Origin of the sequence: Arthrobacter sp. zg-Y919, from assembly GCF_030142045.1 — a bacterium.
Lineage (GTDB): Bacteria > Actinomycetota > Actinomycetes > Actinomycetales > Micrococcaceae > Arthrobacter_B.
Window position 1 is genome coordinate 3,024,816 of the sequence record NZ_CP126242.1, and the last position, 22,087, is coordinate 3,046,902.

At 65.7% G+C, this 22,087-nt stretch carries 21 protein-coding genes; 2 read left to right on the forward strand and 19 right to left on the reverse strand.

What is annotated here, in order from left to right:
• Positions 1-48: 48 nt before the first annotated feature.
• Positions 49-1,095, reverse strand: a complete 1,047-nt coding sequence (locus tag QNO10_RS14305; RefSeq protein WP_229945970.1) for a LacI family DNA-binding transcriptional regulator — start codon at positions 1,093-1,095, stop codon at positions 49-51.
• A gap of 110 nt (positions 1,096-1,205) precedes the next feature.
• Between QNO10_RS14305 and QNO10_RS14310 the strand changes: the two genes are divergently transcribed.
• Positions 1,206-3,203: an APC family permease gene (locus QNO10_RS14310; protein ID WP_229945967.1), complete on the forward strand. Its 1,998-nt coding sequence runs from the start codon at positions 1,206-1,208 to the stop codon at positions 3,201-3,203.
• Positions 3,204-3,265: 62 nt separating this feature from the next.
• Here QNO10_RS14310 and QNO10_RS14315 read toward each other — a convergent pair whose 3' ends face one another.
• From QNO10_RS14315 to QNO10_RS14380, 14 genes are all read right to left on the reverse strand, one after another.
• Complete coding sequence (locus QNO10_RS14315; protein WP_229945965.1) at positions 3,266-3,892, reverse strand: cell division protein CrgA; 627 nt, start codon at positions 3,890-3,892, stop codon at positions 3,266-3,268.
• Between the two features lie 60 nt (positions 3,893-3,952).
• On the reverse strand, positions 3,953-5,335 hold the full coding sequence (gene dnaB, locus QNO10_RS14320; protein WP_229945963.1) for a replicative DNA helicase: 1,383 nt from the start codon (positions 5,333-5,335) through the stop codon (positions 3,953-3,955).
• A gap of 575 nt (positions 5,336-5,910) precedes the next feature.
• Positions 5,911-6,360, reverse strand: a complete 450-nt coding sequence (gene rplI / locus QNO10_RS14325; protein ID WP_229945962.1) for a 50S ribosomal protein L9 — start codon at positions 6,358-6,360, stop codon at positions 5,911-5,913.
• Between the two features lie 18 nt (positions 6,361-6,378).
• Complete coding sequence (gene rpsR / locus QNO10_RS14330; protein ID WP_007269381.1) at positions 6,379-6,618, reverse strand: 30S ribosomal protein S18; 240 nt, start codon at positions 6,616-6,618, stop codon at positions 6,379-6,381.
• Between the two features lie 151 nt (positions 6,619-6,769).
• Positions 6,770-7,339: a single-stranded DNA-binding protein gene (locus QNO10_RS14335; RefSeq protein WP_229945960.1), complete on the reverse strand. Its 570-nt coding sequence runs from the start codon at positions 7,337-7,339 to the stop codon at positions 6,770-6,772.
• Positions 7,340-7,372: 33 nt separating this feature from the next.
• Positions 7,373-7,726, reverse strand: a complete 354-nt coding sequence (gene rpsF / locus QNO10_RS14340) for a 30S ribosomal protein S6 (protein ID WP_229945955.1) — start codon at positions 7,724-7,726, stop codon at positions 7,373-7,375.
• Between the two features lie 201 nt (positions 7,727-7,927).
• Positions 7,928-9,208 (reverse strand): M18 family aminopeptidase, encoded by a 1,281-nt coding sequence (locus QNO10_RS14345; protein ID WP_229945953.1) that lies wholly within the window; start codon positions 9,206-9,208, stop codon positions 7,928-7,930.
• A 168-nt stretch (positions 9,209-9,376) separates the two neighbouring features.
• Complete coding sequence (locus QNO10_RS14350; RefSeq protein ID WP_229945951.1) at positions 9,377-10,255, reverse strand: ABC transporter permease; 879 nt, start codon at positions 10,253-10,255, stop codon at positions 9,377-9,379.
• Between the two features lie 4 nt (positions 10,256-10,259).
• A complete protein-coding gene (locus QNO10_RS14355; protein WP_229945950.1) occupies positions 10,260-11,219 on the reverse strand; it encodes an ABC transporter ATP-binding protein in 960 nt (319 codons plus the stop codon).
• Between the two features lie 114 nt (positions 11,220-11,333).
• On the reverse strand, positions 11,334-12,266 hold the full coding sequence (locus QNO10_RS14360) for an ABC transporter ATP-binding protein (RefSeq protein ID WP_229945949.1): 933 nt from the start codon (positions 12,264-12,266) through the stop codon (positions 11,334-11,336).
• Positions 12,267-12,307: 41 nt separating this feature from the next.
• Positions 12,308-13,150 (reverse strand): ABC transporter permease, encoded by an 843-nt coding sequence (locus QNO10_RS14365; protein WP_229945948.1) that lies wholly within the window; start codon positions 13,148-13,150, stop codon positions 12,308-12,310.
• Positions 13,147-14,163 carry an ATP-binding cassette domain-containing protein gene (locus QNO10_RS14370; RefSeq protein WP_229945946.1) on the reverse strand — a complete coding sequence of 339 codons (1,017 nt, stop codon included), beginning with the start codon at positions 14,161-14,163 and terminating at the stop codon, positions 13,147-13,149. Before QNO10_RS14370 ends, QNO10_RS14365 begins: the two co-directional genes overlap by 4 nt.
• A 66-nt stretch (positions 14,164-14,229) precedes the next feature.
• Positions 14,230-15,438 carry an MFS transporter gene (locus tag QNO10_RS14375; RefSeq protein ID WP_442860214.1) on the reverse strand — a complete coding sequence of 403 codons (1,209 nt, stop codon included), beginning with the start codon at positions 15,436-15,438 and terminating at the stop codon, positions 14,230-14,232.
• Between the two features lie 9 nt (positions 15,439-15,447).
• Positions 15,448-17,130 (reverse strand): ABC-F family ATP-binding cassette domain-containing protein, encoded by a 1,683-nt coding sequence (locus tag QNO10_RS14380; RefSeq protein ID WP_229945942.1) that lies wholly within the window; start codon positions 17,128-17,130, stop codon positions 15,448-15,450.
• Between the two features lie 113 nt (positions 17,131-17,243).
• On the opposite strand from QNO10_RS14380, the gene QNO10_RS14385 reads away from it, so the two are divergent.
• On the forward strand, positions 17,244-17,564 hold the full coding sequence (locus QNO10_RS14385; protein WP_229945940.1) for a putative quinol monooxygenase: 321 nt from the start codon (positions 17,244-17,246) through the stop codon (positions 17,562-17,564).
• 2 nt (positions 17,565-17,566) lie between these two features.
• Here QNO10_RS14385 and QNO10_RS14390 read toward each other — a convergent pair whose 3' ends face one another.
• The 4 genes from QNO10_RS14390 to QNO10_RS14405 form a co-directional block, all read right to left on the reverse strand.
• Positions 17,567-17,836, reverse strand: a complete 270-nt coding sequence (locus QNO10_RS14390; protein ID WP_229945938.1) for a hypothetical protein — start codon at positions 17,834-17,836, stop codon at positions 17,567-17,569.
• A 112-nt stretch (positions 17,837-17,948) separates the two neighbouring features.
• Positions 17,949-19,397, reverse strand: a complete 1,449-nt coding sequence (locus QNO10_RS14395) for a phytoene desaturase family protein (RefSeq protein WP_229945936.1) — start codon at positions 19,395-19,397, stop codon at positions 17,949-17,951.
• Positions 19,394-20,488 carry a lipid II:glycine glycyltransferase FemX gene (locus tag QNO10_RS14400; RefSeq protein WP_229945934.1) on the reverse strand — a complete coding sequence of 365 codons (1,095 nt, stop codon included), beginning with the start codon at positions 20,486-20,488 and terminating at the stop codon, positions 19,394-19,396. Before QNO10_RS14400 ends, QNO10_RS14395 begins: the two co-directional genes overlap by 4 nt.
• Entirely contained in the window at positions 20,485-21,951 is a 1,467-nt protein-coding gene (locus tag QNO10_RS14405) for a glycosyltransferase family 87 protein (protein ID WP_229945932.1), read from the reverse strand. Before QNO10_RS14405 ends, QNO10_RS14400 begins: the two co-directional genes overlap by 4 nt.
• Positions 21,952-22,087 lie beyond the last annotated feature (136 nt).

A 22,087-nucleotide genomic window follows, 5' to 3' on the forward strand; every position in this document is an offset into this window, starting at 1 on the left:
TGGCGCAGGCCACACCTAGAGGTCACGTTTTGGTTACGGGTGCGCCGGTCAGATCCGGTCGTGCTCCGCAGCGGGAGCCGCCGTGGACCCGCGGCGGATGAAACGCGGGGCCACGTCCCCGAGGGTGACCGGGCCTTCCCCACGCAGCTCGGCCAGCAGCACGGCAATGCAGCGGCGGCCCAGCTCCGGGAAATCCTGGCGGATGGTGGTCAGGGGCGGCAGAAAATGCGCGGCTTCAGGGACATCGTCGAATCCCACCACGCTGAGGTCCTCGGGAACCCCCAGTCCGGCGTCCGCATAGGCATGCACGATGCCGAGGGCAATGTGGTCGTTACCGCAGACGACGGCGCTGAACGTGCGCTGCTGCCTCAGCTCGAGCCCCACCCGGTAGCCGGAATCCGCCGTCCACTCCCCCGCGGAGAGGATTGCCGGCTCCAGTCCCCATTCCGCCATCTCCTCCAGGTAGCCCTGCCGCCGGGCCTCGGTTTCCACCCATTCCCCCGGCCCGGGCACGTGCACCACCCGCCGGTGGCCTAGTTCCAGGAGGTGGCGTGTCGCCAGCCGTGCGCCGGCCAGCTGATCCACGGACATGCGGTGGTCCTCGCCGTGCAGGGAATGCACGGTGACAAACGGGATGCGGATGGACAGCTTCTCGATGACCTCCAGCGTGCGGGCCTGGGGAGCCAGCACCACAAGGCCCTCCACGGCATGGCTCATCAGCCGGTCCAGCGCCGCTTCGATGGACCGGTGGTCCGCTTTGTCGATGTAGGCGGGGTCCACTACGTAACCCGCCGCGTTGGCAGCCGTCTGCACTGCCTGCAGGCTCGCCGTCGGACCGTACTCCACTCCCGAGGCAACCAGGGCGCCGATAATCCGGGATTCCTTGGTGACCAAAGCCCTGGCCGCACGGTTGGGGCGGAACTGCAGCTCCTCCATGGCGTCAAGCACCCGCTGGCGGGTGCTCTCGCGCAGATTGGAGTGCCCATTGATCACGCGTGACACGGTCTGGTGGGAAACCCCTGCCGCGGCCGCAACGTCGCGGATATTGGGGGCACGCCGATGGCTTACGGAGCCGGTACTTCCCTCAGAAACCATAATCAGAACCGTACTCCACGGCAGGGTTCCCGACATCCGCCGCAGCCGGGTGAGGTCCGCGGTCTCCGCTTCTGGACAGTGGATGCGGCACAGGTCTAACGTTGGTCCTCGTGCTCACATTCTTCAATGCGCTCAGGCGCATTCTGGTCGGGCGTCCTTACGGCAACGAACGGCTCTCGCACACCCTTCTCCCCAAGCGGATTGCGCTCCCTGTTTTTGCCTCGGACGCCCTGTCGTCGGCTGCCTACGCACCCGACGAAATCCTGCTTACCCTGGCACTGGCCGGCGTCGCTGCGGTGACCCTCTCCCCCTGGGTGGGTCTGGCCGTCATTGTTGTGCTGCTCACGGTGGTGGCATCCTACCGGCAGAATGTACGTGCCTATCCCTCCGGCGGCGGCGACTACGAAATTGCCAGCACCAACCTGGGCAAGCCCGCCGGCCTGACCGTTGCCTCCGCACTGCTGGTGGATTATGTGCTCACTGTGGCGGTGTCGATGTCCTCGGCGGCGTCCTACCTGGTGACGGCCATCCCGGCACTGCACGGCACCCAGGCCACCATCGCCGTCATCGGGGTGGCCGTCCTGGTCCTGGTGAACCTGCGCGGCATCCGGGAAGCCGGTGCCTTGTTTGCCGTACCCACCTACATCTTCATGGCTTCCGTACTGGGCATGTGCCTCACCGGCTTCGTCCAGTTCCTCAGCGGAGACCTCCAGCGGGCCCCTTCTGCCTCCTTCGAACTGGTGCGGGAATCCGCTTACGACGAAGGGCTCGTCGGCCTGGCCGGCGCCCTGCTGCTGCTGCGCGCCTTCTCCTCAGGCGCAGCCGCACTCACCGGCGTCGAGGCGATCAGCAACGGCGTACCGACTTTCCGCAAACCCAAGAGCGCCAATGCCGCCACCACCCTGCTGCTCCTGGGCGTGATTTCCGCTGCCATGATCAGCGGAATCATCGCCATGGCCAACCTCACCAAGGTCCATGTGGCACAGGACCCGGCCACGCAGCTCACGGCCAACGGTTCCCCGGTCGGTGAGCAGTACGTGCAGCATCCGGTCATCAGCCAGCTGGCTGAAACCATCTTCGGCGGCGGCAGCATCGCGTTCTACCTGGTGGTCGCTTCCACGGGGCTCATCCTGGTGTTCGCCTCCAACACCGCTTTCAACGGTTTCCCGGTGCTTGCCTCGATCCTGGCCAAGGACGGGTTCCTGCCCCGGCAGATGCGCACGCGCGGGGACCGGCTGGCCTTCAGCAACGGCATCATCGCCCTCGGCCTGGGCGCGCTGGTGCTCATCGTGGCCTTCGATGCGGACGTCACCCAGCTGATCCAGCTCTACATTGTGGGAGTGTTCGTCTCCTTCACCGCCAGCCAGCTGGGTATGCTCCGGCACTGGACCGGCAAGCTGCGCACCGAGCGGGACAAGGATGCACGGCACCGGATGCAGCGCTCAAGGGCCATTAATGCCATCGGTTTCGGTATGACCGCGTTGGTGCTGCTCATCGTGATTGTCACCAAGTTCACCCACGGCGCGTGGATCGCCCTGCTGGCCATGGCCGTGCTGTACGTGATTATGTACAGCATCCGGGCCCACTACGACACGGTCGCCCGTGAACTGGCGCTCGACGACGGCGAGCACGGGCTCGCGCTGCCGTCCCGCGTCAATGCCGTGATCCTGATTTCGCAGGTCCACAAGCCCGCACTGCGGGCTATTGCCTATGCACGCGCGTCCCGCCCCTCAAGCCTGAACGCCATCATCGTGGACCTGGATCCGGAAGACACCCAGCGCACCCTGGATGATTGGGAGCGGCTGCAGATTCCGGTGCCCCTCACGGTGCTTTCCTCGCCCTACCGCGAGACCATTTCCCCCGTGCTGTCCTACCTCCGCGATGCCCGCCGCAATGCGCCGCGGGAACTGTTCGTGGTCTACATCCCCGAGTACGTGGTGGGCCGCTGGTGGGAACAGCTGGTGCATAACCAGACCGCCCTGCGCATCAAGGCCCGGCTGCACTTTGAGCCGTCCATCATGGTCGCCAGCGTGCCCTGGCAGCTTGCCTCCAGCCACGACGCCCACGGCCAGCCAGCCGGCGGACCCGGGGCGAACAACCGGGGCTAGGCACGCCGCGCTGCCCCGGGGCTACGGCGCTGCTCCTGCGCTACTGAACTGCCACGATGCTGCTACTGCAGGGCGTCTTTGCGCCCGGCCAGCACGGACCGGTAGGCGTACTCGGTGAGCCGGCCGTCCTGGACTGCCTGCTCGACTGCCGCGAAGGAACGCGGACCGTCGTCACCGCTGTACGGGAAGTGGATGAGCTCGGCGATGAGCTCCCATTCCTCGGTGATGGAATCGATGAGATCACCGGGAGTCTCCTCGGCTGAGGGTCCCCCGCCCAGGACCGTCCAGTCACCCTCCGGCACCCGGTAGGCCTGCAGCCGGTCCAGGTCCGCTTCGAGCTCCGCCAGGGAGGCGTATTCCGTCTGTGCGACCGGCGGCACGGAGCCGTCCGGCGTCGCCAGCTGGCTGACGAAGGTGTCCTCGGAGGACGGGTAAATGGACGTGGGTACCGGTTCGCCTTCCTCCAGGTAGGCGGGAAGCTGGGAGGGCATCCAGTACCAGGCGTCGCCCTGGTCCGGTCCGCCCGGCTGGTCCCGCTCGCTGATCCAGCCGCGGGCCGTGAGCAGTGCCTCTGCGTCGTCGCTGAAATAGGCGGTTTCGCCGCGCAGCAGCGCATTGACCTCATGCTCGGCGCGGCGGGCCTGCTTCTTCTTGGAGACGGCCTTCTTACGGGGCTTTGACTTGGGCACGGCGGGATCTCCTGCGGCTGTGGGGGAAACGGGTGGAGGCGGTGGGGGTGCGGGGGCGGGCTAGAAGCCGCTGCCGCCCTCAACTGCCATGTTCGAGAAGCGTGAGTAGTGGCCCTGGAACCCGACCACTATGGTTTTGGTCGGACCGTTACGGTGCTTGGCCACAATGACGTCGGCCTCACCGGCACGCGGTGATTCCTTGTCGTAGATGTCCTCACGGTGCAGCAGGATCACCATGTCCGCATCCTGCTCGATGGATCCGGATTCACGAAGGTCGGAGACCATCGGCTTCTTGTCGGTGCGCTGTTCGGAACCACGGTTCAGCTGTGACAGGGCGATAACCGGCACTTCGAGTTCCTTGGCGAGCAGCTTCAGGGCACGGGAGAACTCGGATACTTCCTGCTGGCGGGACTCCACCTTTTTGCCGGACGACATCAGCTGCAGGTAGTCAAGGACCACCAGCTTGAGGTCGTGGCGCTGCTTCAGGCGCCGGCACTTGGCGCGGATTTCCATCAGGGACATGTTCGGGCTGTCGTCGATGAACAGCGGCGCGTCATTCATCCGGCCCATCGTGGTGGCGATCTTGCCCCACTGCTCATCCTTGATGGTGCCCTTGCGCAGGTCCTGGAGGCCGATGGTCGCCTCCGCGGAAAGCAGGCGCATGGCGATTTCGTTGCGGCCCATTTCCAAGGAGAAGAAAACGGTGGTCATGTTGTTCTTGATGGCTGCGGAACGGGCAAAGTCCAACGCGAAGGTGGACTTACCGACGGCGGGACGCGCGGCGATGACAATCATCTGGCCTGGATGCAGGCCCTGGGTCAGCTCGTCCAGCTCGTAGAAGCCGGTGGGCACGCCCGTCATACCCTCACCCCGGTGCCCGGCAGACTCGATCTCGTCCACCGTTCCCTCGATGATGTCCTTCAGCGGAACGTAGTCCTCCGCGGTGCGGCGCTCTGCGACGGCGTAGATCTCCGCCTGGGCGGCGTTGACGATGTCGTCCACTTCCATGCCCTCGTTGGAATAACCCAACTGGACAATCTTGGTGCCTGCACCCACGAGGCGGCGCAGCACGGCCCGCTCGCGCACGATCTCGGCGTAAAAACCGGCGTTGGCGGCAGTCGGAACGGACTGGATCAGGGTGTGCAGGTAAGCGGGGCCGCCGATGCGGCCGATTTCGCCGCGCTTGGTCAGTTCATCGGAGACGGTGACGGCGTCGGCGGGCTCGCCGCGGCCATAGAGATCGATGATGGCCTCGTAGATGGCCTCATGTGCCGGACGGTAGAAGTCCAGGCCGCGCAGGACCTCGACGCAGTCCGCGATGGCGTCTTTGGAAAGCATCATGCCGCCGAGTACCGACTGTTCGGCCACAAGGTCCTGGGGCGGTGTCCTCGCGAAGTCCGGACTTGATGTTGATGCCGGGGAGTCCGTATGCGTGAGCGACACTGTGACCCTTTCCATGGAGGCGAAGACGTTCGATCCCTGCCCTGCCGGAGGGATGGCTTATCTCTATCAGCCCGCACTGACTTCCGGCCGGAAGGACGGCGGCGGTGCTGGCGGATCGGCCCGGCGGACATGCGTCTGAAGAAGGGATTCACCGCAACCGTATGCCCCCGGCGCCCTGCCGACAAACGAGTTATCCACAGGTCCTGTGGATAGTCTGTGCATAACGCGGCGTGTCTTGTGCACAGGTTGGGTATAAGCATGTGGATAAATATTCATTTTTTCGAGAAACATGGCTCTGACTAGGGCAAACGCTTGTCCACACCTGTGCAAACAGACTATTTTTCCGCCGCGCCGGGCGGCGGACCTGAGGTTGACAGCAGTGAAAAAGAGGCCTAGGTGTGCCGAAATCCACACGCATCGGTTCAGATATCCACAACAGTGCAGGACTGGTCGCGGATTTCCTTCCCCAGCCTGCCGCGACAGCAGCCCTGCACGCCCCGTCAACTGCCCCGGAACGCAAAAACACCCCCCGGCCCGAAGGCTGGAGGGTGTTCTGCGTTCGTCTGCGTTAGACGCTAGCCGGCAACGACGTCGAGGTCGATGACTGCTGCAACATCGTTGTGCAGGCGGACGTTGGCCTGGAAGGAACCAACCGACTTGATGTGAGTCGGCAGTTCAACCTTGCGCTTGTCGATGGTGCCGAGACCGGCAGCTTCGACAGCGGCAGCAACGTCGCCGGGCTTGACGGTACCGAAGAGGCGTCCGGACTCGCCGGCCTTGACGGTCAGCTTGACCGGCTTGGCGGAGAGAGCAGCAGCCTGCTTCTGAGCATCTTCCAGGGAAGCGTGCTCGCGGGCAGCGCGGGCAGCCTTGATGGACTCAACCTGCTTCTCGCCACCCTTGGTCCAGGTCAGAGCGAAGCCGCGGGGCAGAAGGTAGTTACGTGCGTAACCGTCCTTAACCTCGATGACGTCGCCGGCAGCGCCGAGACCGGTTACTTCGTGGGTCAGAATGAGCTTTGCCATGAATTAGGTTCCTTTCCTTTAGCCGCGGCCAGCGCCGGAGTAAGGCAGGAGAGCAACTTCGCGGGCATTCTTGATTGCCTGCGCGATCTTGCGCTGTTCCTGCACGGACACGCCAGTTACGCGACGAGCGCGGATCTTTCCGCGGTCGGAAATGAACTTGCGCAGCAATGCTACGTCCTTGTAGTCGATGACAGTGATGTCAGCGGCCTTCAAGGGATTGGACTTTGGTTTGGGCTTGCGAAGTTCAGCCTTAGCCATCGTGGAGCTCCTTATGTCTAGTGGAGCCCGTGGATACATTTTCCACGGGATGGGCTCGACGGCGGTTGCCGTCTGAGGATGGCACCCGAGGGCGCCGGGTGAAGGGCCGCTTCTCCCTCAAAGGGGGTCGCCGCTCTTCGGATGAAGAGGTTTAGAAGGGCGGATCGTTCGAATCCGGACCGCTGCCCCATCCACCGGAGTTGCCGCCCGCAGGGGCGCCCCAGGGATCGTCAGCCGGTGCGGACTGCGTCTGCTGCTGGCCGCCACCCCAACCGGGGTTGGAGTTGCCGCCGAAGCCGCCGCCGCCACCGCTGCCGCCGTTGTTGCCGCCGAAGCCGCCGCCGCCACCGCCGGAGCGCTGGGTGCGGGTGACCTTGGCAGAGGCATAACGCAGCGAGGGGCCGATTTCGTCGACCTCCAGCTCCATTACGGTGCGCTTTTCGCCCTCTTTGGTTTCGTACGAACGCGACTTCAGGCGGCCCTGGCAAACAACACGCGTCCCCTTGGTCAGGGATTCGGCCACGTTTTCAGCGGCTTCGCGCCAGACAGATGCCCGGAGGAACAGCGTTTCGCCGTCTTTCCAGTCATTTGACGTGCGGTCGAAGGTCCGCGGAGTCGAGGCAATGGTGAAGTTAGCCACTGCCGAACCGGACGGAGTGAACCGGAGTTCCGGATCATTCGTTAGGTTGCCGACGACGGTAATAGTTGTCTCGCCTGCCATGTTGCCTCCTGATATCGGTTTGGTTTGCAGAAATTACTCTGCGGAAACCTTTGCAGCTTCAGCCTTAGCGGCCTTCTTGGCATCCTTCTTGGAGATCTTCTGCTCTTCCGGGCGGATGATCTTGGTGCGCATGATGGTCTCGTTCAGGCTCAGCTGGCGATCAAGCTCGGCTGCTGCTGCAGGCGTACCGGTGAAGTTAACCACCGCGTAGATGCCTTCAGTCTTTTTCTGGATTTCGTAGGCCAGTCGACGACGGCCCCAGATGTCTACCTTGTCGATGGTTCCACCATCGTTGCGGACAACATTGAGGAACTTGTCGAGCGAAGGCTCGACGGTACGCTCTTCGACCTCGGGGTCGATGATTACCATCAGTTCATAAGCACGCATTTGTGAACCCACCTCCTTTGGGCTATACGGTCACGGCATTTCCGTAACAGGAGGTTCTTTTGCGTTGTCTCCTCCTCGGCGTGCGGCTGATCCGCAGCGGGAGGAATCTGCCGACCTAAGCCGACAGCACAGACTTTCTTATCCTATCCGATTTCCCGGACCGGGATTGACACGCCGGGATCCGCAGGAACCGGCCCCCGGTCAGGCCCCTCCGCCCGCGAAGAACAGCTCGGCCACGGCGGCCAGGCGCTGGGGATCCTGCACACCCGCCATTTCCCGGGCCGAGTGCATGGACAGCACGGGTATCCCGACATCCACTGTCCGGATGCCCAGCCGGGTGGCCGTCAGGGGGCCGATGGTGGAGCCGCAGGGAACCGAATTGTGGGAGACGAACTCCTGGTACGGCACCCCGGCAGCGGCGCAGAGACGCGCCCACCGGGCCATGCCGGGCGCATCGGTGGTGTACCGCTGGTTGGCATTGATCTTCAGCAGCGGGCCGCCGTTGAGCACCGGGTGGTTGGCGGGGTCGTGGCGTTCCGCGTAGTTGGGGTGGACGGCATGGCCGACGTCGGCGGAAATACAGAAGGAGGCGGCCAGTGCCCGGGCACGGTCCGCCGTCGTCGCACCGAGGCCGTCGCCGATCCGCAGCAGGACATCCTCAAGGAACGGTCCGGCCGCTCCGGACCGGCTGCCGCTGCCCACCTCTTCGTGGTCGAACGCGGCGAGGACGGCAACCGGTGCCGCCGGCGCAACGTCGGCCGCGATGAGCGCGACGACGCCGGCGTGGACGGAGGAGAGATTATCCAGCCGGCCGGAGGCAAAGAACTCACCCTCGGCGCCGAAGACCTGGGGTGCCTGGGTGTCGGCGGCAACGATGTCGTACCCGCCGATTTCCTCCGGTGCCAGGCCCGCCTTCGCGGCCAGCAGTTCCATCAGGTCCGAAGTGGAGGGATCGCCCAGTCCCCAGACCGGGTTCATATGCTGCTGCTTGTCCAGCTTCAGGCCCTCATTCACGGCCCGGTCGAGGTGGATGGCCAGCTGCGGGAACCGCATCAGGGGACCGGTTTCCACGAGGTGTTCTTCGCCGTCCAGGGTGACCATCCGCCCGGCCAGCTGCAGCTCCCGGTCCAGCCACGAGTTCAGCAGCGGTCCGCCGTACACCTCCACTCCGGCCTGGAGCCAGCCGAGCCGGCCGGTGGTGGGACGGGGCTTGAGTTTGAAGGACGGCGAATCGGTGTGGGTGCCGAGGATCGAGAAACCAGTGGCCGGGCCTGCGGCCTCCGGGGTGACCCAGGCGATGAACGCCCCGTCGCGGACCACGAAGAACTTTCCGGGCGACCGGGGGAAGTCACCGGTTTCGAGTACTTCGGTGAATCCTGCCTCCGTGAGGCGGCGCGCCCCTTCGCGCGCCGCATGGAAGCTGGAGGGTGAGGCGCCGACAAACGCGCCGAGATCTTTTACGTGGGCCAATGCGTTCGACATGCTCCGATTCAACCAGAGCCCGCCCTCCCGGCGTAACCGCGTCCGTTTGCGGGCGTAAGAAACCCCCGGCAGGTCAACTGCCGGGGGTTGTGGAGGAGGTGTTGCTCAGTCCGGTGGGGGCGGCGGCGGCCGTTCTTCCGCCACCACCCGCACCGAAGTGTTTAGTCCCTAGACGTCGCGGCGCTTGGTGACGATGAGGGAGATGATCAGCAGTACCGCGGCCCAGGCCGCGAGGACCAGGCCGCCCTGAAGCTGGGTCAGGGCGCCTTCGGCAGCGGGGCCGGCCAGGACCAGCTGGGTCCCGGCGTTGCTCGGCAGGAACCGGGCGGCGTCGGGAATCCAGTCAGCAATCCCCTCGACGATGCTGACAACCATCGGCAGGACGAAGATGATCCCGATAGCGGTGACCACTCCCCCGGCGGTGTTGCGCAGCAGCGTTCCGATCGCCATGGAGAACACCGCGATCAGGGCCAGGCAGGTGCCGGTGTTGAGGATGCTGGCGAGCACTCCGTCGTCGTCCAGGGACAGGGTCAGGTCCTCACCGGCCAGGATCGGCTGCACCACCAGGAAGGAGACAAAGGCTGCCCCGGCGCCGACGATGAAGGAGATCACGGCGATGATGAGGTTCTTGGCCAGCAGCGCCGGGATCCGCTTCGGAACGGCGCTGAAGGTGGAACGGATCATTCCGGTCCCCCATTCGGAGGCGATCAGCACCACGGCGAGGGAGGCGATGAGGAGCTGTCCGAAGAAGATGCCGCTGGAGGGCAGTTCGGGCACCAGGTCGCGGTACATCTGCGGGTCGCCGAAGGCCATGGCTTCCTCCGGCGTGGACGCCGAATTGATCATGTCCAGTACGACGACGGTCTGCCAGGCTGCCAGCGCGGCCAGCCCGACCATCACCACCACGGTGATGGCCAGGAGGATCACGGTGGAGGGCACCGTGGTGACCTTGATCCATTCGGATTTCAGGATCCGCGGAAAGGTCACTCCGGAGCCGGTGCGGGGCACGGGCGAGGTGGAGGGTTTGGAGGATGTTGCGGTACTCACGGTCTTAGTTCCCCTTCGTGCTTCCCGCAGGAACCAGTTCCTGCGGCAGGTCCTGGGACCTGTATTCGACGTCGTCGCGGGTCAGCTCCATGTAGGCGTCCTCGAGGGACACCTGCTGGGGTGTCAGCTCGTAGACCAGGATCTGCCGGGCGAGGGCGGCTTCGGCAATGGCCCGGGGGTCGACGCCGGTGAATTCCAGCAGCCCGGGTTCCTTTTCGACGCCGGTGACGGCCCCGGAAAGGTTCGACCCGGCCACCGCCTGCAGGAGTTCGTGCGGGTTGTCGGTGCGGACGAGTGTCCGTACCTTGTCCCGGCCGGCGATGATTTCATCGATCGGCGCGTCGGCAATGATCCGGCCGCGGCCGATCACGATCAGGTGGTCCGCCGTCTGGGCCATTTCGCTCATCAGGTGCGAGGAAAGGAACACGGTGCGGCCTTCGGAAGCGAGGCCGCGGGCCAGGTGGCGGACCCAGAGGACACCTTCGGGGTCGAGGCCGTTCACCGGCTCGTCCAGGATCACGGTGTGCGGGTCGCCCAGCAGCGCCACGGCAATGCCCAGCCGCTGGCCCATGCCGAGGGAGAAGCCGCCCACCCGCTTCTTCGCCACGGGAGCCAGCCCGGTCAGTTCAATGACCTCGTTGACCCGCTTGGTGGGAATGCCGTGGGTGGCTGCCATGGCCCGCAGATGGTTGTAGGCACTGCGCTTGGTGTGCACGGCCTTCGCGTCGAGCAACGCACCAACCTCGCGCAGCGGGGCCTTGTGCCGCGAATAGGGCTGGCCGTTAACCAGCACGCGGCCGGAGGTCGGATTATCCAAACCCACGATCATGCGCATGGTGGTGGATTTCCCGGCGCCGTTGGGGCCGAGGAACCCGGTCACCTTGCCCGGTTGGACGGTAAAGGAAACGTCGTCCACGGCGGTTTTATCGCCATAGCGCTTCGAAAGGCCATATGCCTCGATCATGGGTGATCCTCACGGGTTGGGAAGCAAAATCTGGGGGGTCTACCTCCACCATAGGCGGCGCGGGGCGCTGCGGGACCGGTCCAAGGGATGAATCAGGGTCCCCCTCAGGGATGATCAGGGGCTTCCCTGACCGTCCTGCCCGACGCCCTGCGACCGGTATTCGACCTCACCGCGCGTCAGCTCCATGTACGCGTCCTCAAGCGATGTCTGCTGCGGGGTCAGTTCAGTAACCAGGATCCGCTGCGCCAGCGCGGTCTCGGCAATGCCACGTGCGGATACGCCGAGGACTTCGAGCCGCCCCGCTGCCGGCCGGCGGATCTCCACACCGTCTGAGCCAAGGGCCGCGGCGAGGGCGTCGGCGTCGTCGGTGCGCACCAGGATGCGTTCCCGGCTGCTGCCGGCAAGTACCTGGTCCATGGGTGCGTCCGCCAGGATCCTCCCCCGGCCAATCACAATCAGATGGTCAGCGGTAACGGCCATCTCGCTCATCAGGTGCGAGGAGATAAACACCGTTCGCCCCTCTGCGGCGAGACCGCGTGCCAGGTGGCGTACCCACTGCACACCCTCCGGGTCCAGGCCGTTGACCGGTTCGTCAAAGATCAACGTCCTGGGATCCCCCAGCAGGGCCGCAGCGATGCCCAGCCGCTGGCCCATGCCCATGGAGAAACTCCCCACACGCTTTTTCGCCACCGCACCCAGGCCGGTCAATTCGATGACCTGGTTAATGCGCGCGTTGGGGATGCCGTGGGTGGCGGCGAGCGCACGCAGGTGGTTGTAGGCGGTCCGCCGGGGATGGACGGCCTTGGCCTCCAGCAGGGCGCCCACTTCCCGCAGGGGCGCCTTATGGCTGGCGTACGGCGCCCCATTGACCACCACGGTGCCGGCGGAGGGATGGTCCAGGCCCATGATCATGCGCATGGTGGTGGACTTGCCGGCGCCGTTGGGTCCCAGGAACCCGGTGACCTTGCCCGGCTGGACCGTAAAGGTAATGCCGTCGACGGCGGTCTTGCCACCGAACACCTTCGCGAGGTTTCGGGCCTCAATCATGCGGACTCTCCATTTCGAACGGTGTGACGGCACCGCCCCCTCTACCGGGAGCTGATCGACTCGAACTTGCGCACCGCCAGCGGAACAAAGACCACGAGCATCACGGCCGAGCCGATCAGCACCGTGGCAACGGCGTTCTGCATCGGCCAGGTGTCCGGGACGGGCGCGCTGCCGAGGTTGCCGAACAGCTCGCGTACGGCCTGCACGAGTGCCGACACCGGGTTCCAGTCCGCAAAGGTCTGCAGCGGTCCGGGGAGGTTGGAGCTCTGCACAAACGCATTGGAAATGAAGGTGATGGGAAACAGGATCATGAAGGATGCGTTGTTGATGGTCTCAGGCGAACGCACCGTCATCCCCAATAGGGCCATGACCCAGCTGAACGCATAGGAGAAGAGCAGCAGCAGTGCAAGGGCGGCCAGGAACCGTGCGGGGGTGCTGTCCACCCGCCAGCCCACCAGCAGTCCGGTGCCCATCATGATGAGCATGGAAATCCCGTTCAGCGCCAGGTCGGCGTTGGTCCGGCCGATCAGCACCGCGGAGGGGCTCATCGGCAGCGTCCGGAACCGGTCGATGATGCCCTCCTTCAGGTCCTGTGCCATGGCGGAGCCGGAGAAGGTGGATCCGAAAACCACCGTCTGGGCGAAGATTCCCGCCATCAGGAACTGGGTGTAGTCGGTGCCTGCCACCGCAATGGATCCGCCGTAGACCTGGCTGAACAGCAGCACGAACATGATCGGCTGCAGCACGGCGAAAATGATCATGTCCGGTGAGCGCTTGATTTTGATGAGGTTGCGCTTGGTGACCGTCCAGCCGTCACCGGCCCACCGGGCCGGAAGGCTCGGCGAGCTGGTCCGGATACCGGTTGCTGATACTGCCGCGCTCATCGGTGTGCCTCCTCTTTCTCCGTTTCGGCGTCCTCTTCGGCCGGCTTGCCGGTGAGCTGCAGGAAGACGTCGTCCAGGGTCGGGCGGCGGATGCCGGCGTCGTGCAGCTCGATGCTGCCGGCTTCGAGCTCGGACAGGATGCGCTGGAGCGCTGCGGGACCGTCGACGACGGCGACCTCGAGTGTCCTGCCGTCGCCGGAAAGGTGGGGATCCCCGGATCCATGCCTGCCCAGGATGGACAGCGCTTCGTCCGCGTCCTCCTGGCGGTGCAGGGCCACCGCTACCCGGTGCCCGCCGATCTGTGCCTTCAGGTCATCCGAAGTTCCCTCGGCAATAACCTTCCCCTCGTCGATCACTGCCACCTTGTCTGCCAGCTGGTCCGCTTCCTCCAGGTACTGGGTGGTCAGCAGCAGCGTGGTTCCACGGGCCACCAGGTCGGTGATGACACCCCAGAGCGCAATCCGGGACCGCGGGTCCAGTCCGGTCGTGGGTTCGTCCAGGAAGAGGACCCGGGGTTGGTTCACCAGGGCGCCGGCGAGGTCCAGACGGCGGCGCATACCGCCGGAGTAGCCCTTGACCGGCCGGTTGCCGGCGTCGGAGAGCTCGAACATATCGATCAGTTCGACTGCCCGTTCCTTCGCGCGCCGGGCAGGCAGGTGGTACAAATGCCCCACCATGTCCAGGTTCTCAATCCCGGTGAGGTTCTCATCCACCGCGGAGTACTGGCCGGACACGCCAATGACGCGCCGGACTGCCTTGGGATCGCCGAGCACGTTGATGCCGTCGATGACGGCGGTGCCCGAATCGGGCCGGATCAGGGTGGTGAGGACCTTGACGGCGGTGGTTTTCCCGGCACCGTTCGGGCCCAGCAAAGCGGTCACTGTTCCTTCAGGGACAGCGATGTCCAGTCCGTCCAGGGCATGCACGGGACCGGATTTCGAGGAGTAGACCTTGGTCAGACCCTCGGCAGAGATCAACGGCGTGGAAGTTGACGACTGTGGTGAAAAGGACATGCGTCGAGGGTAGGACCGGGAACGGGAGGTGCGCCCCTCTCATGCGGACACCATTGGTCCGCAGTATTAAGCCGATTCGGGTACGGCTTTCCGTTCGGCGGCGGCCGGCGCAAAGACAATCGAAACCAGCATGGCGGCTCCCACCACCAGCAGCGCATTGCGGATCCCCCAGCTCTCGCCCAGGAAGCCGAGCACCGGCGGGCCTACGAAGAAGGCCATGTAGCCAATGGTGGAAACCACGGAGACCCGGCCCGCGGCATGCACGGGGTCCTCTCCGGCGGCGGACATTCCCATCGGAAAGCCCAGCGCCGCGCCGATCCCCCACAGCACGGCCCCTCCGGCGGCCAGCACCAGGTTCGGGGCGAACACGAAGAGCAGCAGTCCGGCGAGGGAGGCGCTCATGCATATCCGCAGCGCCGGAACGCGTCCCAGCCGGTCAATCAGGCGGGCACCAAACCAGCGGGTGAGGGTCATGGCGGCAACGAACACCCCGAACATCACGGCTCCGGTTGATTCGCTGGTGCCCAGCCCATCCACCGTCGCCTTGGCCACCCAGTCATTGGCCGCACCTTCGGTGAGGGCGGCGCCCAGGACGACGACGCCGATCATCACCGTGCGCCCCTCCCGCCAGGCACCGAACCGGGACGGCTTTGACGACGCATCGGCGCCAGTGCCGGCAGCTGCGGGGTGCGGCAGCTGGAGGAAGTTCCGCGGCACGATCAGCACCGCCACGCAGACCAGGGTCAGGATGCCCAGCAGGTGCAGGGACAGCGAAACGCCGGCGGCGGACAGCACGGCACCAATCATGGCGCCCACAAACGCCCCGCCACTGAACGCGCCATGGAATTTGGGCATCACCGTCCGGCCCACCCGGCGCTCCACGTCGGCACCCTCCAGGTTCATGGCAACGTCCCAGCCGGCAATCCCCACCCCGAACACCAGCAGGCCCGCGCCGGTCAGGGGAATCGACCCGAGATTCAGGCCCGCGGCGATGGCGAGCGAAGCGGCCGACGTCGTCAGGCCGCCTGCGCGTACGGCACCGGCCGTGCCGATCCGCTGGGCCACCGAACCGGCCAGCGGCAGCGCCACGACGGATCCAATGGCCGAGAACAGCAGGAGCAGGCCGACACCGGCGGCACCAATACCCAGGTCCTGCGCTGCGGCCGGAATCCGGGCCGCCCAGCTGGCGAAGACCAGGCCGTTGAGGCCGAAAATCACGAAGACGGCGATGAGTGCTTTATTCAGGGCTGATTCGCTGGTTTCCTCCACGCCCAATATTGTCCCCTACCGGACCCGCTCCACGCGTTTTTCGTCCCACACCGGGGTTTCGGACTCGTAAACCCTGCCGTCGGAACCGAACACCAGGAAACGGTCGAAGCTGCGGGCAAACCAGCGGTCGTGGGTGACGGCCAGGACCGTGCCTTCGAAAGCGTCGATGGCCTTTTCCAGGGCCTCGGCCGAGTGCAGGTCCAGGTTGTCGGTAGGCTCGTCCAGCAGCAGCAGGGTCGCGCCGGAGAGCTCCAGGAGCAGGATCTGCATGCGTGCCTGCTGGCCGCCGGAAAGCGACTCGAATTTCTGTTCCGAGGACGCGGCCAGGCCGTAGCGGTCCAGCGCTCCGGCGGCGGCTTCGCGGCCCAGCCCGGACCGGTGTTCGTCGCCGCGGTGCAGGATGTCCAGCAGGGTCCGGTCAGCGAGGTCGGGGCGCATCATGGTCTGCGCGAAGAACCCCGGCCGGATCCGTGCCCCCAGTTTCACCGAACCGGCATGCGGCACGGCCGCGATTTCCACTTCCGAGACGGGCTCGTGTTCCTTATCCGGGTCGCTGCCGCCCAGGGCCAGCAGGCGCAGGAAATGGGACTTTCCGGATCCGTTGGAGCCAAGCACCCCCACCCGGTCCCCGAACCAGATCTCGGTGCTGAACGGCTTCATCAGCCCAGTCAGTTCCAGCTTCTGTGCGACGACGGCACGCTTGGCCGTCCGCCCGCCGCGCAGCCGCATCTTGACGTTCTGCTCAATGGGAAGGGCTTCGGGCGGTCCGGCCTCGAGGAATTTGGCCAGCCGGGTCTGCGCCGCGTGGTACCGGTTGGCCATGTCGGAGCGGAACGCGGCCTTGTTCTTGTACATGTTGACGAGTTCCTTGAGCTTGAGATGCTCCTCGTCCCAGCGCCGGCGCAGTTCCTCGAACCGGGCGTTGCGGTCCTCGCGGGCCTTGACGTAGCTGCTGAAGCTTCCGCCGTGGATCCAGGCCGAGGCGCCGTTGATGCCCGGTTCCAGGGTCACGATCCGGGTGGCGGCGTTGTCCAGCAGTTCGCGGTCGTGGCTGACAAACAGCACGGATTTCCTGGACTCGGCCAGCTTTCCCTCGAGCCAGCGTTTGCCGGGGACGTCCAGGTAGTTGTCCGGTTCGTCCAGGAGCAGGAGCTCGTCCGGCCCGGCGAAGAGTGCCTCCAGGACCAGCCGTTTCTGCTCGCCGCCGGAAAGCGTGGCGGCCCTGCGGTACTGCGCCCGGTCGAAGGGCAGTCCGAGCGCGGCCATGGTCACCTCATCCCAGACGGTTTCCTGTTCGTAGCCGCCGACGTCGCCCCATTCGGTGATGGCGGTGGCGTAGCGCATCTGGGTGGGCTCGTCGTCGTGCTCCATCATGGCGAGTTCGGCTGCGTCCACTTCGCGGGCCGCGGCAGCGAGGGCCGGCGGCGCGGCCGAAACGAGCAGGTCGCGGACCGTGCTGTCATCACGGACCTGCCCGACGAACTGGCGCATGATGCCCATGTTGCCGGACCGGGAAACGGTGCCCTCGTCAGGTTTGAGATCCTCGGCGATGATCCGCAGCAGGGTGGTCTTCCCGGTGCCGTTGGGGCCGATCAGGGCCGTTTTATGCCCGTCGCCGACCTTGAAGCTGACGCCGTTGAGCAGCTGCCGGCCGTCGGAGAGGAAATAGTCAATGTTGGATACGTCGAGATGCGCCACGTATCCATCCTCCCATTCCCCGCGGCTGGCTCCCCGTTGGCCGGAAGCCGCCGGCCGGGCATACGATGAAAAGCCCTGGAATTTCAAGGAAAATCTCAAGAAAGCAGGACCAAATGATCTTCATTACCGTCAAGTTCCTCGTCAAGCCCGAGTGGACCGAGCGCTGGCCGGAACTGACCGCCGGCTTCACCGCCGCCACCCGCGCCGAGCCCGGCAACCTCTGGTTCGACTGGTCCCGCAGCCTGGAAAACCCGAACGAGTTTGTCCTCGTGGAGGCGTTCAAGGACGACGCCGCCGCCGCGCATGTCCAGAGCGGCCACTTCCAGCAGGCCATGAAGGACATGGTTCCGGCGCTGGTGGAAACCCCGAAGATCATCAACACCGTCATTGACGGCGAAGAATGGTCCCGGATGGGCGAGCTGACCGTCGAGTAGGACTACTTTTTATCCGGCTCGTAGCCGGCACGGCGAAGCATTTTCCGCAGGTCCACCACGGTCTGCTCGTCGATGTCCTTGCCTTTCGGCACCGTAAGGACATCCGTCTGCCCGGCCAGGGTGACCTCGTACTTGCCGTTGTGCTCCCGGGTAGTGTCGGCCACTGCTTCCAGCAGTGACAGGACGTCCTTCCATTCGATGTTGCTGCTGGAAGGATGACGCAGGATCTTGTCCAGCGTGTCCCGGTGGTGGTTGTTCAAATGCTCGGTCATGGGAACCTCCTGTTACCAGTTCCCCATGACCGGCCACCACGCGCAAGGCCCGGCTCTCTGTTGTTCAGGGGTCCGTCCCGGGATTGTTCCCGCTGCACCCGCGGGACTGGGCCTAGCCCGGTTCGGGTGCGAGGTCGGGCACCGGCAGTCCGAACACGTCCTTGAGTGCCAGCTTTGCCGCATGCAGTCCGCCCATGCCGTGGACCCCCGGTCCCGGCGGGGTGGACGCGGAACTGAGGTAGACCCCGGGCACGGTCGTCCGCCACGGTTTTGGAGACAGGACCGGACGGATGAGCATCTGGGCCAGCGTCACTGCCCCGCCGCCGAAGTCCCCGCCAACGTAGTTGGCGTTGTACTGCGCCAGATCAGCCGCCGTCGTCACCCGCGAATCGACAATGACATCACGGAAACCGGGGGCGAACCGCTCAATCTGGGCGGTCACCGCTTCGGTCATGTCCACCGTGGAACCGGCGGGTACATGGCAGTAGGACCAGAGGACGTGGCGGCCGGCGGGGGCACGGCTGGCATCGAAGGCGCTGGGTTGGGACAACAGCACGTACGGGCGGCGAGGGTGCCGGCCGGAGGCGACGTCGTCCTCGGCCGCAGCCAGTTCGGCCCGGGTGCCGCCCAGGTGGGCGGTTCCCGTGCGCGCCATCTCCGGGTTGGTCCAGGGCACCGGACCGGAGAGGATGAAGTCCACCTTGCACGCAGCGTTCCCGTAGCGGAACCGCTGCAGGGCCTTGGCATAACGCGGCGGAAGCCGGTCCCCGCCCAGTTCCAGCAGTACCGACGGGGACACATCCAGGATCACGGCCCGGGAGTCCGCCACCTCGTCCAGGGACGTGATCCGGTGCCCGGTGGAGATCTCACCGCCGTGCTCCCGCAGGTCATCGGCCAGCGCCTCGGCGATGGCCTGCGAGCCGCCTACCGGGATGGGCCAGCCCACGGAGTGGGCCAGGGTTCCCAGCATCAGCCCGCCGCCCGCGGAGGGCAGCGACGGCATTCTGCCGACGGGGTGCGCCGCGACGCCGGAGAGCAGGGCCGGGGCGGCGTCCTCCACGAAACGCCGGTTCCACAGGGGCGTGCCCTGGTCCAGGGCAGCCAGGCCGAAGCTCGCCAGCGCAACCGGATCCCGGGGAATGCTCAGCAGGGAGCCCATCAGCAGTTCAGTGACGGCCTCGCTGCGCTTCACCAGCGGTTCCATCAGGCGCCGGTAGGCGGCACCGTCGCGTCCCAGCCCGTCCACGGTCCGGTCCAGGTCCCGATACGCCAGTGCCGCACGTCCGCCGTCGAGCGGCGATGCATAGGAAATCTCCGGCACCGCAAGGCCGATCCGCCGGTCCAGGCCGAAGCTGCGGAAGAACGGGGAGGCCAGGGCCATGGGATGCACGGCCGAGCAGATGTCGTGCAGGTGGCCGGGTTCCATCAGTTCCTTGGTGCGGCTGCCGCCGCCCACCGTGGATTCGGTTTCGAACACCCGGACCGTGAGGCCGGCACGGGCCATAACGACCGCCGCTGCAAGTCCGTTGGGCCCGGCCCCGACCACACTGACATCGCTCACGAGTCTGCCTTGTTCCCCTTCCGGCCGGCGATGCGGCCTGCAAGTCCCTTGGCGGAGGCCGGGAGGCCGCGCAGCTTCCCGGGCGCCTCACGGCGCATTTTCAGGGCGTTGGCCACCAGTGCGTACCGCAGCGGATGCAGAGGGATGTCGTAGGTGGTGGGAATGGTGACCACGGTCTTGGAGAAGTTCCGCTTGAACGTGGTGACGTTGATCAGGCTGGGGTAGTTGTCGCTGACAATGCCCGTGAGGCCGCAGGCGGTGTTGCCGGCTTCCTTGAGGACCTTGAAGGCCTCCCACAGCAGCAGGTAGGGCGCGTTGGTCTTACGGGCACTGTGCGAACTGGCCGCGAAGTAATAGACCGAGTAGCCCCGGTACTCGGTGGTGATCAGCCAGGACACGGCCTGCCCGTCCATGTAGGCCACCATGAGGCGCAGGTGGTCGCCGAGTTCGGTGAGCAGTGTTTCGTAGAAGGTGGACTCGAAGCTCGAGAAGCCGTCGCGGGACGCGGTTTCCTGCATGATCGGGAACAGCTCCGTACGGAACACTTCCGCCCAGCGGTCCCGCTCAATGGTGCTGACCTTGACGCCGAGCTTCTCCGCCTTGCGGATCAGGTTCCGGGCGTTGGAGCGGAAGGAGGCAAAGATTTCATCGGTGTCCGGGGTCAGGTCCACCACGATTTCACGTTCGTACCAGCCGTGTTCCAGCGGGCCGGTGACGGGTGGCTGGGGATGCTCGATCTGCATGCGGATGTAGAGCGGGTCCACCGCGGGATCGGCCCGGAACTGTTCCTGCACGGTGGAGACCAGCCGGGCTTCGGCGTTGTGCGTGCGGGTGGTGAACCAGGTCGGGCCGTTGACGACGACGAGGGACGGACGGAGCCGGCGTTCGGACCGGAGGTAGCTCGCCGTGGCCACCAGGGTGCCGCCGTCGTAATAGGCCCAGATGCCGTAGGGGCTGCGGCCGAGTTTCCGCTCAAAATCCGCCCAATAGGGGGTCTGTTCCAGCGGAATCACCACATCGGGGTGCGCGGCGGCAAGCGCCTCGAACTCCTCGTGGCTGAGCTGCTCGGAACGGTATGGAACGGGGGTCACTGTGCTTCTTTCGCCGGGGCCGCATGCGTTTCCAAGGGTACCCGAACCGGCCCTCCCCGCCGCAGGAGCCAGCGGTCGGGCGCACCGTTAAACGGGCCGCCCTGGGGATCATCTACGCCGCCGCGGCGCACCGGATCGCCGTCGGGTTCGAGGACGTCGGCGACCACCCGGTACATCAGCCACATGGTGGCCAGAACGTGGCCCAGGATGGCCAGCACGTAGTAGGGCGAATCGAGGTTGTGCTCCGCTGCACCGCCCGAAGTCTCTTTCGCCAGGTACATCCAGACGGCCCACCAGTGCATCACCTCGAAGAACTGCCAGATGAGGAAATCGAGCCACCGCGGCCGGGCAAGGGCAACCAGGGGAATCAGCCACAGGACAAACTGCGGGGAATAGACCTTGTTGGTCAGGATGAATGCCGCCACGATCAGGAAGGCCAGCTGCGCCAGGCGCGGCCGGCGCCCGGACCGCAGTGCCAGCACGGCGATTCCTGCGCATGCAAGCGCGAAAAGCAGGTACGCCGCAACGTTGATGAACTCCGCGCCGACGCCGGTTCCACCGGCCCTTTCCACGGTCAGGTTCCACGCGAACCAGATGGAGGAGTATCCGGCCGGACGGTCCCCGGTGAAGGTCAGGAAGAAGCGCCAGGATTCGTAGTCCCGGAGCAGGAACGGCAGGTTCACCAACAGCCAGGTGCCGGCCGCAGCCGCGAAGGCCAGCACCGCCGGGCGCAGCCGCAGCGTCCGCAGTGCAAGCACCAGCACTGCGCCCAGAATCAGCACGGGATAGAGCTTCAATGCGGTCCCCAGACCGATCAACACCCCTGCGGCCACCGGACGGTTCCGGGCAAAAGCCAGCATGCCGGCCGTGGCCAGCATCACGGCAAAAATGTCCCAGTTGATTAACATCGACAGGATGGCCGCCGGAGCCACCGCCACCATGGCCGCGTCCCAGGGCCGGCGGCCGGCCAGGCGCATGGTGGCGATGACCGTGGCAATCCACGCCGCCGCAGCCAGGACCGCGTTGATGTCAAAGTAGCTGAGCGCCCGGGCATCAGTGGCACCGGTGCCGGGCACCACCAGGGCGGTGGCTCCGGCCAGCAGCCCCAGCAGGACCGGATACTCGAAAAGGGCACCCTCGGTCAGGAACGGGAAGATCCCCTCCCCCAGCCCCCGGGTGCGGAAGAGCTCCGGCCAATCCGAATAACAGGCGGCATAAAAATGGTCCGGTGTGCTCCACCCGCCGGCACGGCACGGCGTCTTCACCAGCACCCCCAGCAGGGCAGCGGCGGTCGTGAGCAGGATCAGCACCCGCTCCACGGTGAAGAATCCCGGCGTGACTATCCCCGGCGCGGTGTGGATGCCCAGCGGCCCGCCGATGCCTTCGGTGAACCTGCGGAGGAACGGATCGTTGCGGGACGGCACCACAATCCGCTGTGGACCGCGCCTGGGGTTGGGCTGCATAGGTTCAGTATCCACCAGGGCCCTGTGCGCTGCGGGCCCCTGCGGCGCCGGACGGATGCACCGGACCTGGTCCCGGGAAACACCGGCAGGTGATAACAGCGCCGGAGATGTGACTCCAAGCACGTAGACTGGGGAG

Coding starts and splice junctions, on each gene's coding strand:
- QNO10_RS14370 (WP_229945946.1), bottom strand. CDS start 14,163: ATGTCCTTTTCACCACAGTCGTCAACTTCCACGCCGTTGATCTCTGCC.
- QNO10_RS14355 (WP_229945950.1), bottom strand. CDS start 11,219: ATGATCGAGGCATATGGCCTTTCGAAGCGCTATGGCGATAAAACCGCC.
- QNO10_RS14390 (WP_229945938.1), bottom strand. CDS start 17,836: ATGACCGAGCATTTGAACAACCACCACCGGGACACGCTGGACAAGATC.
- QNO10_RS14360 (WP_229945949.1), bottom strand. CDS start 12,266: ATGATTGAGGCCCGAAACCTCGCGAAGGTGTTCGGTGGCAAGACCGCC.
- QNO10_RS14305 (WP_229945970.1), bottom strand. CDS start 1,095: ATGGTTTCTGAGGGAAGTACCGGCTCCGTAAGCCATCGGCGTGCCCCC.
- rplI (WP_229945962.1), bottom strand. CDS start 6,360: ATGGCAAAGCTCATTCTGACCCACGAAGTAACCGGTCTCGGCGCTGCC.
- rpsF (WP_229945955.1), bottom strand. CDS start 7,726: ATGCGTGCTTATGAACTGATGGTAATCATCGACCCCGAGGTCGAAGAG.
- QNO10_RS14385 (WP_229945940.1), top strand. CDS start 17,244: ATGATCTTCATTACCGTCAAGTTCCTCGTCAAGCCCGAGTGGACCGAG.
- rpsR (WP_007269381.1), bottom strand. CDS start 6,618: ATGGCTAAGGCTGAACTTCGCAAGCCCAAACCAAAGTCCAATCCCTTG.
- QNO10_RS14405 (WP_229945932.1), bottom strand. CDS start 21,951: ATGCAGCCCAACCCCAGGCGCGGTCCACAGCGGATTGTGGTGCCGTCC.
- QNO10_RS14335 (WP_229945960.1), bottom strand. CDS start 7,339: ATGGCAGGCGAGACAACTATTACCGTCGTCGGCAACCTAACGAATGAT.
- QNO10_RS14345 (WP_229945953.1), bottom strand. CDS start 9,208: ATGTCGAACGCATTGGCCCACGTAAAAGATCTCGGCGCGTTTGTCGGC.
- QNO10_RS14365 (WP_229945948.1), bottom strand. CDS start 13,150: ATGAGCGCGGCAGTATCAGCAACCGGTATCCGGACCAGCTCGCCGAGC.